20 protein-coding genes are annotated in these 14,145 nt (G+C 40.0%); 5 read left to right on the top strand and 15 right to left on the bottom strand.

The window, feature by feature from the left end; all coding sequences use genetic code 11:
• Window positions 1–15 precede the first annotated feature (15 nt).
• From F7B60_05280 to F7B60_05230, 11 genes are all read right to left on the bottom strand, one after another.
• Window positions 16–783 carry a hypothetical protein gene (locus F7B60_05280; GenBank protein MCE4614920.1) on the bottom strand — a complete coding sequence of 256 codons (768 nt, stop codon included), beginning with the start codon at window positions 781–783 and terminating at the stop codon, window positions 16–18.
• Complete coding sequence (locus F7B60_05275) at window positions 770–1,579, bottom strand: hypothetical protein (GenBank protein MCE4614919.1); 810 nt, start codon at window positions 1,577–1,579, stop codon at window positions 770–772. The genes F7B60_05280 and F7B60_05275 overlap by 14 nt, the downstream gene beginning before the upstream one ends.
• Before the next feature lie 90 nt (window positions 1,580–1,669).
• A complete protein-coding gene (gene rpsB, locus F7B60_05270; GenBank protein ID MCE4614918.1) occupies window positions 1,670–2,302 on the bottom strand; it encodes a 30S ribosomal protein S2 in 633 nt (210 codons plus the stop codon).
• 14 nt (window positions 2,303–2,316) lie between these two features.
• Window positions 2,317–2,541 carry a DNA-directed RNA polymerase subunit N gene (locus F7B60_05265; protein ID MCE4614917.1) on the bottom strand — a complete coding sequence of 75 codons (225 nt, stop codon included), beginning with the start codon at window positions 2,539–2,541 and terminating at the stop codon, window positions 2,317–2,319.
• 6 nt (window positions 2,542–2,547) lie between these two features.
• Complete coding sequence (locus F7B60_05260) at window positions 2,548–2,985, bottom strand: 30S ribosomal protein S9 (GenBank protein ID MCE4614916.1); 438 nt, start codon at window positions 2,983–2,985, stop codon at window positions 2,548–2,550.
• Between the two features lie 2 nt (window positions 2,986–2,987).
• The gene (gene rplM / locus F7B60_05255) at window positions 2,988–3,431 is read right to left on the bottom strand and encodes a 50S ribosomal protein L13 (protein MCE4614915.1); all 444 of its coding nucleotides are present in this window, start codon (window positions 3,429–3,431) and stop codon (window positions 2,988–2,990) included.
• 17 nt (window positions 3,432–3,448) lie between these two features.
• Window positions 3,449–3,814, bottom strand: coding sequence for a 50S ribosomal protein L18e (locus F7B60_05250; protein MCE4614914.1), 366 nt, complete (start codon window positions 3,812–3,814; stop codon window positions 3,449–3,451).
• Complete coding sequence (locus tag F7B60_05245) at window positions 3,814–4,689, bottom strand: DNA-directed RNA polymerase subunit D (GenBank protein ID MCE4614913.1); 876 nt, start codon at window positions 4,687–4,689, stop codon at window positions 3,814–3,816. Before F7B60_05245 ends, F7B60_05250 begins: the two co-directional genes overlap by 1 nt.
• Before the next feature lie 38 nt (window positions 4,690–4,727).
• Window positions 4,728–5,129, bottom strand: coding sequence for a 30S ribosomal protein S11 (locus F7B60_05240; protein MCE4614912.1), 402 nt, complete (start codon window positions 5,127–5,129; stop codon window positions 4,728–4,730).
• The gene (locus F7B60_05235; GenBank protein MCE4614911.1) at window positions 5,129–5,641 is read right to left on the bottom strand and encodes a 30S ribosomal protein S4; all 513 of its coding nucleotides are present in this window, start codon (window positions 5,639–5,641) and stop codon (window positions 5,129–5,131) included. Before F7B60_05235 ends, F7B60_05240 begins: the two co-directional genes overlap by 1 nt.
• Before the next feature lie 11 nt (window positions 5,642–5,652).
• The gene (locus F7B60_05230; GenBank protein MCE4614910.1) at window positions 5,653–6,111 is read right to left on the bottom strand and encodes a 30S ribosomal protein S13; all 459 of its coding nucleotides are present in this window, start codon (window positions 6,109–6,111) and stop codon (window positions 5,653–5,655) included.
• Between the two features lie 148 nt (window positions 6,112–6,259).
• Here F7B60_05230 and F7B60_05225 point away from each other — a divergent pair, with 148 nt between their 5' ends.
• Entirely contained in the window at window positions 6,260–6,634 is a 375-nt protein-coding gene (locus tag F7B60_05225) for a class II SORL domain-containing protein (protein ID MCE4614909.1), read from the top strand.
• Between the two features lie 38 nt (window positions 6,635–6,672).
• Here F7B60_05225 and rpl7ae read toward each other — a convergent pair whose 3' ends face one another.
• The gene (rpl7ae, locus tag F7B60_05220; GenBank protein ID MCE4614908.1) at window positions 6,673–7,044 is read right to left on the bottom strand and encodes a 50S ribosomal protein L7Ae; all 372 of its coding nucleotides are present in this window, start codon (window positions 7,042–7,044) and stop codon (window positions 6,673–6,675) included.
• Between the two features lie 108 nt (window positions 7,045–7,152).
• Here rpl7ae and ppa point away from each other — a divergent pair, with 108 nt between their 5' ends.
• The 4 genes from ppa to F7B60_05200 are packed head-to-tail and all read left to right on the top strand — an operon-like array spanning window position 7,153 to window position 9,977.
• Window positions 7,153–7,683 (top strand): inorganic diphosphatase, encoded by a 531-nt coding sequence (gene ppa / locus F7B60_05215; GenBank protein MCE4614907.1) that lies wholly within the window; start codon window positions 7,153–7,155, stop codon window positions 7,681–7,683.
• Window positions 7,684–7,710: 27 nt separating this feature from the next.
• Window positions 7,711–8,361 (top strand): hypothetical protein, encoded by a 651-nt coding sequence (locus tag F7B60_05210; protein MCE4614906.1) that lies wholly within the window; start codon window positions 7,711–7,713, stop codon window positions 8,359–8,361.
• 19 nt (window positions 8,362–8,380) lie between these two features.
• Complete coding sequence (locus F7B60_05205) at window positions 8,381–9,385, top strand: MBL fold metallo-hydrolase (protein MCE4614905.1); 1,005 nt, start codon at window positions 8,381–8,383, stop codon at window positions 9,383–9,385.
• 13 nt (window positions 9,386–9,398) lie between these two features.
• Window positions 9,399–9,977, top strand: a complete 579-nt coding sequence (locus tag F7B60_05200; GenBank protein MCE4614904.1) for a hypothetical protein — start codon at window positions 9,399–9,401, stop codon at window positions 9,975–9,977.
• On the opposite strand, the gene fdhE is transcribed toward F7B60_05200, so the two are convergent.
• The 3 genes from fdhE to F7B60_05185 all read right to left on the bottom strand — a co-directional run bounded on the left by fdhE (window position 9,937) and on the right by F7B60_05185 (window position 14,144).
• Complete coding sequence (fdhE, locus tag F7B60_05195; protein ID MCE4614903.1) at window positions 9,937–10,641, bottom strand: formate dehydrogenase accessory protein FdhE; 705 nt, start codon at window positions 10,639–10,641, stop codon at window positions 9,937–9,939. The two genes, F7B60_05200 and fdhE, sit on opposite strands and share 41 nt — an antisense overlap.
• 73 nt (window positions 10,642–10,714) lie before the next feature.
• On the bottom strand, window positions 10,715–12,121 hold the full coding sequence (locus tag F7B60_05190) for a hypothetical protein (protein ID MCE4614902.1): 1,407 nt from the start codon (window positions 12,119–12,121) through the stop codon (window positions 10,715–10,717).
• 7 nt (window positions 12,122–12,128) lie between these two features.
• A complete protein-coding gene (locus F7B60_05185) occupies window positions 12,129–14,144 on the bottom strand; it encodes an NADH-quinone oxidoreductase subunit L (GenBank protein MCE4614901.1) in 2,016 nt (671 codons plus the stop codon).
• Between the last annotated feature and the right edge of the window lies 1 nt (window position 14,145).

Raw genomic sequence — 14,145 nt, 5'->3', positions numbered from 1 at the left:
CCTACTATAAGGCTCTTAATCATATACTTCTATAAGTGTACTAGGATTTTCGCCTTTAATTAAAGCCCTATACAAGTGTTCTTGGTTTCTACCATTCAGAATATATACTTTGGAGCCGGATAGAAGGTTTTTCAAGGAATTTATTTTAGCTCTCATACCACCGGTAACGTCTATAGTTGAGGAGCCCTTTACATTGAAGGGCAATGGTTCTCCTTTTTTAATTACTAAGTGTCTCACGATTTCCTTGGTTTCTAAGTCTTCGTATAAGCCATCAACATCTGTTAGGAAGTATAGTCTCTTAACGTTAATTTCTCTAGCCGCAAGAACCGTTAGCGTATCGCCAGAGAGTATTTCGATCCCATTACCTGCTAGTACACTATCACCATACAGTACAGGTACTAATCTTCTACTGACTGCCTCTTTCATCGTCTCCATATTACACGATACCGCGCTGTCAATAATACGGCATAGTGAATGCGGTGGAAAGCTAACGGCGGGAATTCCCTTATCCAGAAGGCATTGTATTACCTCTTGGTTGAGTTTATCCATAATGTAACTTATTTGAGGTAGGTCTGTGTGTTCTAATCTTGCTTTCCTTTGCAGTATATTATACACCATATAGTGGCCAAAACTGCCTCCGCCATGAACTATAACCAGAGGCTTTGAAACCTTTAGATGATCTACTATCTGGCATAACGATTCCTTGTCTGCCTTGTATCTTCTATCTTTTTTAGTTATGACACTCCCTCCTAATTTGATAATGAATCTCTCAGGCTTTATCAACACATATCTCCTCTAAATAACCTTCAATTGACTGGATATACTTACAGTTTTCCTGCGGTACTGGGAGATTATATAGTATGTAGCTTATAGCATTATCTACTTTAAAGAAGTCTCGAAGCACACTTATTTCAAAACTAGGACTATTCACCTTTGAGGCTAGAGTATTTACTGCACTTATAATAGAGATTCCTTCCAGCTTTACCAATGCTGATTCTAATTGCGGATCAAAATCCCTTTCATTAGCATCTAGTAACGGAATATATCTCCCTTCTGCAATCTTGTCCAACAAGAACTCATCTAGAACTATATGCTCCTCGCTTCCCCTATAAAGTATTGGCTTACGTTTTATTGCGGAAATCATCAATGCTTCATAGAGCATTCTAACACCTGGTTTTTCCCGTGACCATATATAACTTGCAATATCAATGATATCGTTTACTCCGGGTTTTCCGTTTAGTACCTCTCTTAGCATAACGTAGATAGCAGATAGTGTAGAAGCAGTATATAAGGAAACCAAAGGTGTATAGCTACTTTCAGAGAGGTTTATGTTCAAACATAAACCTTTATCATTTTTAATGGATAAATAGGTGTATACCTGTGTAAGTTTGTTTACCGTTTTTTGGAGAAGTTCTTTTAGAACTGGAATGTGCTTGTTGAGTTCTAGCTTAGTTTTGCTCTTCCCTTCGCAGACAGAATAGTCGACAAGTAAAACCTGGTTAACTGGGATAACTAAATAGGGATTTGTTGTTCTCTTCCAATTCAATCCTAGTAATGGAATACTCAGGGATATTTTCATTCTACATACCCATACCTATTTTACCCTCAGTTTACGAGTCGGCCATAAAAGCAGAATGCTTAGAGTATGAGGTAAAAATAGTTATGCAGATTACTTCCTGACAGGTCTTACTATGTAGTCTTCCCAAGTTAGATCGAGATCTTGATCTGGTCCTATAATACCTCTGTTCCTGAGGATCTCCCTGGACAGTATCCAGTAGACTAGGGCTAAACTTTTCCTGCCTTTATTGTTAACCGGTATTATAAGGTCAATATTCTCAATTCTATTATCGGTATCTGTTAAAGCTACAATTGGTATACCCACCTTGAAGGCCTCTTTAATAGCCTGCGCTTCTGCTCTCGGATCGGTTACTAGAACAACATCTGGTTCTATATACCATTCTAGTTTGGGATTAGTGAAAATACCTGGAATCACTCTCCCCGTGATAGGTTTACAGCCTACTCTTTCACACATCATTTTAACAGGTTTTTGCCCATACTGTCTAACAGCTACAACTGCAATTTTTTCCGGCTCGTAATTCGAGAGGAATTTCGAGGCTACACGGAGTCTTTCATCTATTTTTCTAATATCTAGTATATAGAGCCCATCTGGTCTTATCTTGTAAACGAATTGCTCCATGTATTTAGTGCATATGTGTGTTCCAAGGAAAACACCAGCTTTTCTATAAGTCTCTAAGGGAACCAGGAATTCTTCCTGTGTTTTTACCTGCTCTTGATCACTCATATCACATCACCTTTCTAGTACGGTTTCACCTTTTTCTTAAAACCTATATGTGTGTAAACGACTAACTCTTCAATATAAGCAACTGTTGATAGTAATGTTCTCCTGCAACAATACCTCTTTACGCCAAGATCGTCTAGAACCTTGCCCGGATCTTCTCCTGCTTCAACCCTTTTCTTGAACTCCGGCCATAGATGGGCGAGTGGAGCTCCGCAAGTAAAACATCTGACTGGAGCAAGCATGTTGAGTCACCTATAGCTCTTCTGCCATCTTCTTCTAGCACCATATTTCATTGGTTTCTTTGGTTCCGTTCTACGGGGGTCTCCTACTAGCATGTGTTTATCATACTCATCGAAGAATCTCTCTAGAAGCTTAATCTGTTCTTTTATTTTTTCAGCTTCACTCTCTCCTTCAGCTCCTTTCAAGTACTCGATTAGCCCCTTAGCTATAGCCATCCTCACTGCCTCTGCCTGGCTCATGTACCCTCCACCGTGTACCTTTATATTTATATCTATGAGCCTCCTTAACTTTCTCCCAGCTACAAGCAGGGGTTCAAGCATTTTCAATCTGGCCATCTCTATGGGATATATATCGGCAGGGATATCGTTTACCCATATTCTCCCCTTACCAGGTTTTATTATGGCTGTAGCGATTGCTCTCTTCCTCTTTCCAGTCACTAAGACCATCTTCACTGCCCAACACCTTTCCAGCCCATTTCCTTAGCTATAACTGAAAGTTCAACATACTTGTTGGTTTTGAGCCTATCTTTATAGGCATTCCTGTAGATGATCATCTCAGCATCCTTATACTCGTCTGGAACCCCGATAAAAGCTTTTAATCTACTCAACGCTTCCCTCCCTTTCTTATTATTCTTAGGCAACATTCCCTTAACAGATGCTTTAAATAATCTAATAGGGCTCTTTGTCCTTTTAGGCCTCCATTTATGCGAGAGATGCACCCTAATACCGAGGATCTTCTTATAGGAATTAACAACCATCCTCTTCTCTCCACTCACTACTATCTTCTCAACATTTACTACTATAACCTCATCTCCTTCAAGAAGCTTCTTTGCGATTATGCTTGAAAGCCTCCCCAGAATATGACCCTCTCCATTTATAACTATTTTAACCATAATTCTTCAACCTCCCTTCATACTATTATCTTCACATCAGACGAAGACACACCTTTTTCGAGTAATTCATTGATCGTGACTACAGAGCTTCCACTATTCTCAATCTTTTCAACAGCCTTTTCAGAGAATGAAAAGGCTGCTACAGTAACTTTCTTCTCTAAGGCACCGCTACCCAAAACTTTTCCAGGTACTACGACGATATCTCCTTCTCTGGTGTATCTATTAATCTTAGATAAGTTAACATAGACTTTCTGTCTAGCCGGTTTTAGTAAATGTTCTGCTATATCTCTCCATACTTTCGAGCCTGTCTGCTCGTATGCTTTCATGAGTTTGTCAGCTGTTTTTCTTAGTACTATATTAGTTGGACCAGTCCTCTTACCCATCAATCCGCACCTCCTATCTCATCTTGTAATACCTTAACCTTTTTATCTAGCTCCTTAATCGCTAGACTAATTATTTTTCTGGGATCTAGTGCCCCGTGAGATTCAACCATAAGTATAAGCCTATTCTTATCGTATTCTACTTTTAAACCTGTCTTACAAACCCTCTCGGCACAGTGTCTTAAAAGGCTAGTATTGCCAGTATCATACCAGATAATCCTGCTCTTGGATCCCTTAGAAATCGTCTCAGCAAGTTTTGCACTATACTTTCTTATGCACTCTAAACATTCATCCGTTACGCTCTTAGAGTCATACCTAACTATAGGAACGTATTTGAGCACCACAACTGCCGGCATAAACTTCGCGTGCTCCTTCCCCCTTCCCAGCCTAGCATACATTTCAACATCTAAGCTCTGACCGGATGCAAGCATTGTAAGTTCGGTTTCACCATGTACAGGATAAACGTCAGGATCCTCGCTTTCAATATCAGAGGCTTTTACTGTAAGAAGAGCCTCCTGGGCGTTAGCTGGATTCTCTTTTTTCAAAACCATTCTGACAAAACATTCAGGCTTCTTGGTTATAAAGGCATCAACACAAGAAGGATCCTCACCACATTCAAGATCAGCTTTACATTCCTCGGGAACAAGATATTTTTCAATAGCTTTATCTGACTTAATAACGAGAAGCCCTAGTTTATGAGAAAGCATTTCGTTGAATAATGCAGAATCGTTCCTAGTTACATATACCCAATCAATAGCCATAACAGGTACTTCTGCAAGGATAATCCTCCTAATAGAGTTAATGAGTTCCAGTGGAAAACCCTCAACCGCTATAGCTATTCGATTGGAGGACAACTCTAAAATCTTGATATTTTTCAAAAACATAGCCACCCCGAAAAGAAGGATTTAAAGGAAGGTTAAACTCTTCTTCCTCTCCGCCCACCTGGGCGCCTAGTAGTGTCATGGGGTATCGGTGTAACATCTTCTATCCTACCAATAATAAAGCCAGATCTAGCAAGGGCTCTTATAGCTGCATGTGCACCTGGACCAGGTGTCTTAGGACCATGGCCTCCTACTCCTCTAACCTTTATATGTATAGCAGTTACGCCCTTCTCAATAGCTTGTTGAGCAGCTTTACCGGCAGCTATCATAGCCGCATATGGAGACGGTTTCTCTCTATCAGCTTTCACAACCATTCCGCCTGAAACTCTTGCAACCGTTTCAGCACCTGTTAAATCAGTTATATGGACTATAGTGTTATTAAAACTACTGAAAATGTGAGCAACTCCCCATTTTAACTCTCTCGATTGGAATGACATTACTCTTCAACCTCCTCTTTTAACTGAACTATAATGGAGCTCCCGGGAGCATAGTCTATGAGTTTTTCCTCTTCTCTATTCACAAGGTATCCTGGAGAGGTGATCCTTCTCCCGTTTATGGCTACATGACCATGAACTATGAATTGACGTGCCTGTTGAATCGTCTTCGCAAGACCTTTTTTATACACAATTGTTTGAAGTCTGCGTTCTAGAACATGTTCGGCTGTAAGTCCAAGAACATCGTCTAGTTTTGTGTTTTCACTTATTAGACCCAAATTCACCAGCCTAGCTAGCAGAGATTTTTCCTCTTCAGCCCTAACAGCATCAGGTAGGGCAAGTAAACCTCTAGCTTCATGTCTGAACTTCCTAGCCATAGTCTGAGCTATCCAGAGTTCTCTTTTGTTTCTAAGACCGTATCTACCCATTATTTCTAGCTCGCTAGCTAAACGTTCTTTTACCCAGGGATGCTTGGGGCCTATCCATTTTTTCCGAGGCTTTCGAGGGTCGCCCATAAACCATTACCTCACTTCTTTTTCTTTGAAACACCCACAGTGACTCCTAAACGACCAGTAGTATGTGTTCTCTGTCCTCTGACTTTCAAGCCAACAGCATGGCGGAGGCCTTTCCAGCTTCTAATTTTCTTCTCTCTTTCAATATCTCTCCTTGCAACCCATAGCAGATTAGCACCATATAAATGGAGATCCTCACCTGTTTCATAGTCCTTTCTTCTATTATACATCCATGATGGAAGGCCGAGTTGTCTTATATCAGAAATCGCTTGCTCGATTTTCTTCAACTCTGCTTCAGTTAAAAAGCCTATTCTCTTGCTTTCATCAATCCCCAATATTCTACAAATGGCATTTGCAGTTGCAATACCTATTCCTTTAATCTTAGATAACCCGTAAATCACCTTCCAAGTTCCCTCGATGTCTGTCCCAGCGATACGTATTATATACCTGAAATTCTCTACTTCTCCAGCCAAGTTTTACACCATCCATTATACCTACCTAAACGCTGGTGTAATAGCTGTAAACCTTCAGGCATTATAAATGCTACCTCCTTTTGTTAAGGCTATTTATACGATTACTATATTAAACATCTATGCACAAGGATATTCAACGGTGAAACTCATGTCATATCTGGGAGATCTTATATACAAGCCTGGAAAAATCGAAGGAGAAGCAGCTGGTAAGAAAGAAACGCATTCCCCGAAAATTAAAGTACCTAAAACAGTTAAAGCTGGAGAGCCATTCACTGTGGAGATAGAGGTTGGGCCTCATCCCAATCAAGCAGTTCACTCAATAAGGTACATACAATTATTCTTCAAAGAGGATAATAGAGCCTTTAACCCTATTCACTTGGCTACAGCGATATTAGAACCAGAATATGCCGATCCTAAGATAGTTTTTACTATTAGAGTTAAAAGATCAGGAACACTGTATGCTTTAGGCTATTGTAATCTGCATGGACTATGGGAATTCAGTGTAGATATTAAAGTTGAGTAAAATGTTTGTCAAAAATATTGTTAGAGGTAGAGAACAGATTATTTCTTTAATTCCTTAACCTTCTCAGCTATCTCACTCACCAAGCCTGCAGCTTCTCCGGAATCTATTATAGCTATACTAGCTGCCTGAACTTCTATTCCAGCCGCTTCTCCTAGTTTCTTTTTACTCGGTACATATACATATGGTATTTTCTTCTCCTCAGCTAAAAGAGGTAGATGTGCTACTATCTCTGGCGGATCCACATCTTCGGCTATCACTACAAGCTTAGCTACTCCCCTTTCAACTGCCTTGGTAGCTTCATTTGTTCCCTTCTTGAGTTTCCCTGTTTCCTTAGCCTTCTTCACTGCCTCATATACCTTTTCAGCTAGATCTGATGATACATCGAATCTCACGTAAAACGGTTTAGACATATTTCATCCTCCTCCCCGTACGGGTCGTCCTTGCGGATACTAGAAAAGTGGGTGTGATTTATTTTTAAACTTATGGTAAGCATGATGTATGACTAGGAGGTGACTCCGATGTCCTGCTTGAAGTTAGGTCCGGGTGATAAAGCCCCTGAAATAGTCAACGCTTTAATAGAGATTCCAATGGGCGGTAGTGTAAAATACGAACTAGACAAGGAACACTGTCTAATCAAGGTAGACAGATTCTTGTATACCAGCATGGTTTACCCGTTCAACTATGGATTTGTTCCTGGAACCTTAGCCGAGGACGGTGATCCCATTGATATCATCGTCCTAAGCAGGGAGCCTATTTATCCAGGCAGTATAATTGAGGTTAAACCTGTCGGAATGCTCATAATGGAAGACGAGGCCGGAGTTGATACTAAGATTATAGCAGTGCCTAAACAAAAGTTAGATCCGCTGTATGGGAGCATAAATGATATAGATGATGTGCCGGACATTACAAAAGATAAGATTAAGCACTTCTTCGAGCATTACAAAGAGCTAGAACCTGGTAAATGGGTAAAGCTGAAAGACTGGCTCTCAGCTAAGAATGCTAAAGAAGAAATTGTCAAAACGGTTGAAAGATACGGTTCGACACATTAAACGGTCAAAACTTGATCGGTGCGTATTTTGAGGAAACTAGCTGGGGAACTAGAGAAATTCCTCTTATGTTTGTTTTTAACGACTATTATACTACAAGGAATACATAATCTCGTCCTAGGAGAAGGAGCTCAACTCTACCAAGTAAGCTATTTTATTACAATAAATTATATTCCAATAGGATCGATGGATGTAAAAGTGAATCCATATAACAGGGAGCTAAGTCTTATTAAATATCATCCCTCAGCCCCGCAGTACAATCAATTAGAGCAGGCTGTTTTCTATCTATTGAAAATTTCCGAAAACTATTGTTCCACAGGGCATACCTATCATGCGGAGCAGGCTTTGACATATTATGTTGAATCATTCAAAGAAATGTATGTAGTAAAAGCAAGTAGAGTCGTTAAACTAGGAGAAACAACGGATGGAGCATCTCTACAATCATATAATTATTATCCTGGAGAATATTGCATTCCACTCTTCGGTAGAATAGAAATATATCGAAATAATGTTCTGGTAAACGAGTTGAGCTATACAATATTGTCATCCAGCAATATACTGCCAGAAAGCAATTCTTTGAACTCTGGGCCAATAAGACTTTTTATTCTAACCTCAGCTGCCGTGATTACAACGATATCTCTTCTCGTCATTTCAAAGGCAGGAAAATATAGAATCATATGAGTGATCGAGGGTTTTAACAATGCTCCAAGGAACAGGGAATTTGCCGCTGAAGATATTGAAGAACGGGGCAATTATTTTTAGAAACCTAAGTATGGACGGATGTGGAGACAAGAAGTATAGAATAGTGACACATGCACATGCAGACCATTATAAGCATGTTATAACTAGCTCCAAAAAAGCCTTGAAAGTTATAGCAACTCCCGAAACCTTCGCAATACTAGATGGGCTTAATATTATAGTTCCTCGCAATAAGAGGTATGAGCTCAACATCGACGGAAAGATTATGCTTGATGACTCTACCAATGTGGAGTTCCTGAAATCGGAGCATATTCCAGGGAGTGTCTCACCTGTTGTAACGACAGATGATCTTGTAATAGGGTATACTGGTGATTTCAAATTAGAAGGTACTGAGATTATTTCTAAACCAGATATACTTGTTGTTGATGCTACATATGGCTCGCCGAACCATATAAGGTCTTGGAATAATAATGATGTATTAGATGAGATCATATCATTGTATAAGCAATCTAAAGGAAGACTATGGTTGTACGGTTATTATGGGAAAATCCAAGGAGTACTGCTAAAACTTAGAGATTTAGGGTTCGATGAACCTGTTATTATGACTTCAAAGATGTATAAGATAACAAGGAACCTTTCTAAAATTATCTCAGGTAGATTCGGAGAGTTTTCTCTTCTCGGTACAAAGGAAGCTAGGGATCTGCTTAGAGATAAAGTAATAGTGATGGATCATGCTACGAGTTTTTATCGCTATAAGAGTTCTAGGGTAGGTATGCATGTCTTACTGAACGGTTGGGAGTTCAGGAAACCTATAATGCAGGTGGATCAGAGATCCTATATCGCTTCCTATAGTGATCACTCCGATTATATTGGTACACTCCGGTACGTAGAAGAATCTAAGCCGAAAACGGTGATCGTAGACTCTTCGAGGTCTGAATATGCTGGATTCTTTGCGTATATACTTAGGAGGAAACTAGGCATCAATGCTATAGCAATGCCTATATAATGAGGTGTTATACTTGGCAAAAGAAGATTTAGAGAGTGCTATTGAAAGTATTCCTAGGCTGTGGGCTAGAGGGAACATGCTTGTTCTTTTCACCATAATTGTCGAGGCCTCGAGGAAAACCCTATGGTACACAGGGTTAATTGTAAATGAGACGCTTAACAATATATTTGTCGGCAGTTCTCTCTTTCTCGGTATGCTAGCAGGCCTGGATCTCCTGAGGGTATATGTTTATATTTCCTGGATCAATGACTTGGCGTTTGAACTATCTCTATACAAATATTCACAGGGAATTGACGGAAATTTTAATGCTTTTTTAAACAAAGCAGAACGTATCAATACAAGAAACTTGATGGAAGGAATCCTAATGACTTCTATAACATTTTTACTATGGGTAAGTATCCCTATAGGAATATCTAAAATTAATAGATCTCTGGGAAAACTTGGCGTTGATAAGAGGTTGAATAAGTTAACCTGCTATACTAGTCTATTAACAGGATGTAAAACGAGCCTAGAGGAAGCTCTTTCTGAGTTGAGAAACGAGTTCGATAATATTACTTTAAGTTCTCTAGAAACTCCTTCGGAAGATATTTAATTATTTTTTCAGCCTTACTCCTGAATAGTGGATACAGGCTTCTAGGAACTCTTTTTGCATATCTCTCATCCACTAATATCCAGTATCTCTTGCAGTTTGAACATAACATGACGACTACTGACGGGTTTGTTTTATCCTTTAATATACCTATCATTTCTTTATGATCCATCCCACAATATGGACAGACTGGATGGGAAACACTGGATTGCCTCCATGTGTAGCCGCATAAAGGGCAATATAGCCATATTGACCCGTCAGGAGAAATAAATCCTTGATCGGTTTCTGTACCGCATACCGGGCAAATAGCTGTTTTGCTTTCAACGGATTCCTCTTTTTTCATTATTATGTCTGATAAAGCCTGCAATACAGCTTGGCCTGTTAGAAGTTCAACATAGGAGTTATCCTTTATGCCCTGAGAATCCAGCAGATTTTTAATACTATTTCTCTCAGTAGTTAAGTCAAGTTCACTCAAGATCTTCTCTAGAGTAGATAATACATTTTCAAGGGTGACTTCAATGTTATTAGCTGTTATATGATCTATTGTTTTTCTTCTAATCACATCCTGTAAGGATTCTATTTCCACGGCAAAAGAATGATTGACATCTATATTATACCGCTTTGCTATTTTCAGAAGAGTATCAGCAAATCCCTGTTTATAATCCAATACTAGACCCCAGGCTCCCTGATAGGATTTAATGGTTAAAAGATTGGATGTTTATGTCGATTTAAAGATTGACTTAATAAATTATATGGAAAAAGGTTGACGCTAAAAGTCCCGCTACTATTATTATCGTTGCTGCGGTAGCAAGCGAAGCTTTTCTAGGTGCATCGTATGCAGCAGATCCCTGCTCAGTTGACAGCATGTCTCTAATGGCTATACCATAATAAACCGCACTTATACCGCTGTTAAGCAGTGCTATTACTAGCAACGGAAGGGAGTAGCTTGCTATTGCTGTGAACATGTAAAGCTTACCCCAGAAGCCTAGTAGTGGCGGTAGTCCTAGAAGGCTTAGTAGGAGTATAGCCATCGAAACAGATGACACTGGATCCCTATGGAACAATCCCTTTATATCATTTAGTTCTGTATATCCTTCTCCCATAACAGCAAATAATGGTGCTTTGCTTATCGCGTAAGCCGCTACATGTATGGCTACTGCTGCAAATGAATACATAGCTAGTTGAATATTCTGAGTTCCAGCGGCATAAGATATGGCTGTTAGTCCAACCAAGATGTATCCTATATGTGCAATACTACTGTATGCTAGTATACGTTGTAGGTTTCTAGTAGTTAGAGCTGCGAGATTACCCCAGAACATCGTTACAACAGCTAATGATGCTAGAGTTACAGTAACTATAGTAGAGAACCCTGTTGATGATATAAAATATATTACTCTAGCTGTTACCGCTATGAACCCTATCTTAACAATGCCAGCCACTATGGATACACCGTATCCATTAGCTTTACCATAGACGTCTGGTAACCACCAGTGGAACGGGACAATCCCCATTTTGAACCCTACGCTTAAAATGAATGCCCCGAAAGCTAGTAATGCAGCTAGACCTGTCGGATAAGCCAGTATTGTAAAAGACCCTGTTATCACTATGTTTAACGCGACCCAAACAGTTAGGAATAATGTTGCTAGTGAACCCATGAAAGCATATTTAATTGCTCCCTTCACACTTTCAGTGTTTTTAGGTAAAGCTATTACTACATAGCTTGCTACTGATACTAGTAACCATATGGCAAGTAAGAGTAAGGCATCATTTATACCCATCGCGAAAACTAGGCCAAACTGTATTAGTGGTAGCAACCCGTAAACTGCTGGGGCAGTTGGCCATTCTTCAGCTCTTCCTTTTATAGCCATGAGTACTAGAGCGCTTGACAGTGCTGATAATAGCAGCATGAATGCCGAGAAACTATTGTATGTTACCAGTCCGTTGAATAAGGTTACTGCATCAGTATTTCTGAGTGCATTAAATATTATATAGGATATAAATGCAAACAGCAGAGTTGATAGCCACCCGAAGGCATACGGTATCCTTGATTTCTCTAGTTTGAGTGGTTTAGTTAACGGTATAAGTATGCCTAATACCAAAATTATATAGGTAAGAATCGTGACCTCTTCCGCAACATCTTGAACCATTACCTATTCACCCCCAAATCATATAGAGTAGAAGTAGTAGTAGGCCTATTCCATATGCATAATATGCTAGGTATAGATCGGGTCTCCCCCTGTGGGTCGCTCTGAATCCTTTGGAGATCAATATGAATGCTATTGGAATACCAATATGGTAGAATGCGTCTATAAACCCGTCTACGTATCCTAGTATGTCTATTATCCCGAGGAACCCTCCTACTATGAAGATATAAATCAATGCGTTTATGTACCACCTATCATACAGGAAGTCGTGGAATATTCTTGCAGTTTTACTAGTCTTTAGCATTGAAACAAAATCAACCTTAAGTACCAGATAAAGTGCCGGTACTAATAGAACCATCGCTAATACCCATATTATTATGCTATAAGTTGTAAGATTGAATGAAACCGCTAGTTGCACAGGTTTTTCGAAACCTAAGGTCTTAGAGATAAGGTTAGAGAAGTCTGCGCCAAAACCAAAAGGCCATGCCAATCCTATTGCAAGAGCAGTAAAGGCTAGTATTGTATATGGCCATAGTATCCGTGGGGGTGCCTCATGGAGCTCGGCTTCGTGATGGGGTGGTTCGTATGGTGGCATATGAAAGGCTCTTATAATAGCTCTAACAGTATAGAACCCTGTTAACCCTGCCGTAAAAACGGCCAGTAACCATAAGTTTTCGAGGTGAGCAGCTTCAGCTGCATGTATTACCCCTTCTTTACTCCAGAAGCCAGAGAATGGAGGTAAACCTGCAAGACTCAGGCCTGCAAACCATATTGAGACGGTTGTTATTTTCATGTATTTACTGAAATTACCCATATTATCGATAAATCTGCTGTGAACAGCGTGTATAGCCCATCCTGCTATAAGAAATAGAGCTGCCTTAAATACGGCGTGGCTCATTAAGTGGGCTGCACTTGCAGCTATGCCTTCATAAGCCATTTCTTTTTGAGAGAGAAGACCTGCAGCACCAACACCCAAGAACATATATCCTAATTGCGATGCTGTCGAGAAAGCCCATATTAGTTTCAGTTCCCTTGACACAAGCGCCATGGTTGCCATTATAAATGCCGTTATACCGCCTAGCAGTGCAATTATATTGAAGTATTGTTCAGTTGCAGTAAGAGCCACGCCTCCTAGTGCAACAGCACCGTTATAGAAGATAGGTGAGAACCTTAACATGAAGTATACTCCTGCTTTCACCATTGTGGCTGCGTGTATTAATGCTGAAACTGGTGTAGGACCAGTCATTGCTGTTACAAGCCACTCGTGGAATGGGAACTGAGCGCTTTTCGCTAGTGCTCCCAGGCTGAATACCAGTAATGCAGCTGACAATACGCCTTTAGATGCAAGGAATCCCATCCATCCCGTTGCGTTTTGCGATATTTCAGGTATACTAAATGTTCCAGCTACCATATAGAATAGTGCCATCCCTATTATCATCCCTATATCTCCAGCTCTGGTGAATAGAATAGCTCGAACACCACTATGACTAGGCTCGAAGTACATTGGTGTTCCGAAGGCTTTTCTACCTGGATCACCTACCCATGTCTCCTCTTCATCAGTATACCAATGGCCAATTAATGCATAGCTAGCTAGTCCTGTTCCTTCCCAACCCACGAACATTAGCACAAGATTGTCAGCTAGCACTAGCAATAACATGCTTCCAACGAAGAATGTGAAGAAGAAGAAATATCTCTGAACGCCCCAGTCTCTTTTCATGTACTCTGTACTGTAGACTGCTATTAGAAATGATAGCCATGAAACTATAAGGGCCATGAAGGCTCCTAATCCATCCATATATGTTCCAAAGTTGATACCTAAACTTGGCAACCAAGCATATTTCGTGTAAATTAAATGGCCATTGTATACTATAGGTGTTAATATGGTAGCTATAATTGCCGATACTAGTATACTACCCACTGAAATCCAGTCATAAACCCTTTCATCTCTTACACCAAAAATCCATAGTATTGCAAGTGCCGATGCACCTAAGTATGGAGTCAACCATATCCAGATAGGATCTATCACT

The sequence above is a fragment of the Candidatus Tiamatella incendiivivens genome, assembly GCA_015522635.1.
Lineage (GTDB): Archaea > Thermoproteota > Thermoprotei_A > Sulfolobales > Acidilobaceae > Tiamatella > Tiamatella incendiivivens.
This window is presented reverse-complemented; position numbering and strand designations above follow the sequence as displayed.

Bases quoted from the DNA above. Each gene is read 5' to 3' on its own strand.
- F7B60_05275 (MCE4614919.1), bottom strand. From the start codon at position 1,579: ATGAAAATATCCCTGAGTATTCCATTACTAGGATTGAATTGGAAGAGA.
- rpsB (MCE4614918.1), bottom strand. From the start codon at position 2,302: ATGAGTGATCAAGAGCAGGTAAAAACACAGGAAGAATTCCTGGTTCCC.
- F7B60_05265 (MCE4614917.1), bottom strand. From the start codon at position 2,541: ATGCTTGCTCCAGTCAGATGTTTTACTTGCGGAGCTCCACTCGCCCAT.
- F7B60_05260 (MCE4614916.1), bottom strand. From the start codon at position 2,985: ATGGTCTTAGTGACTGGAAAGAGGAAGAGAGCAATCGCTACAGCCATA.
- rplM (MCE4614915.1), bottom strand. From the start codon at position 3,431: ATGGTTAAAATAGTTATAAATGGAGAGGGTCATATTCTGGGGAGGCTT.
- F7B60_05250 (MCE4614914.1), bottom strand. From the start codon at position 3,814: ATGGGTAAGAGGACTGGTCCAACTAATATAGTACTAAGAAAAACAGCT.
- F7B60_05240 (MCE4614912.1), bottom strand. From the start codon at position 5,129: ATGTCATTCCAATCGAGAGAGTTAAAATGGGGAGTTGCTCACATTTTC.
- F7B60_05235 (MCE4614911.1), bottom strand. From the start codon at position 5,641: ATGGGCGACCCTCGAAAGCCTCGGAAAAAATGGATAGGCCCCAAGCAT.
- F7B60_05225 (MCE4614909.1), top strand. From the start codon at position 6,260: ATGTCATATCTGGGAGATCTTATATACAAGCCTGGAAAAATCGAAGGA.
- rpl7ae (MCE4614908.1), bottom strand. From the start codon at position 7,044: ATGTCTAAACCGTTTTACGTGAGATTCGATGTATCATCAGATCTAGCT.
- ppa (MCE4614907.1), top strand. From the start codon at position 7,153: ATGTCCTGCTTGAAGTTAGGTCCGGGTGATAAAGCCCCTGAAATAGTC.
- F7B60_05205 (MCE4614905.1), top strand. From the start codon at position 8,381: ATGCTCCAAGGAACAGGGAATTTGCCGCTGAAGATATTGAAGAACGGG.
- F7B60_05190 (MCE4614902.1), bottom strand. From the start codon at position 12,121: ATGGTTCAAGATGTTGCGGAAGAGGTCACGATTCTTACCTATATAATT.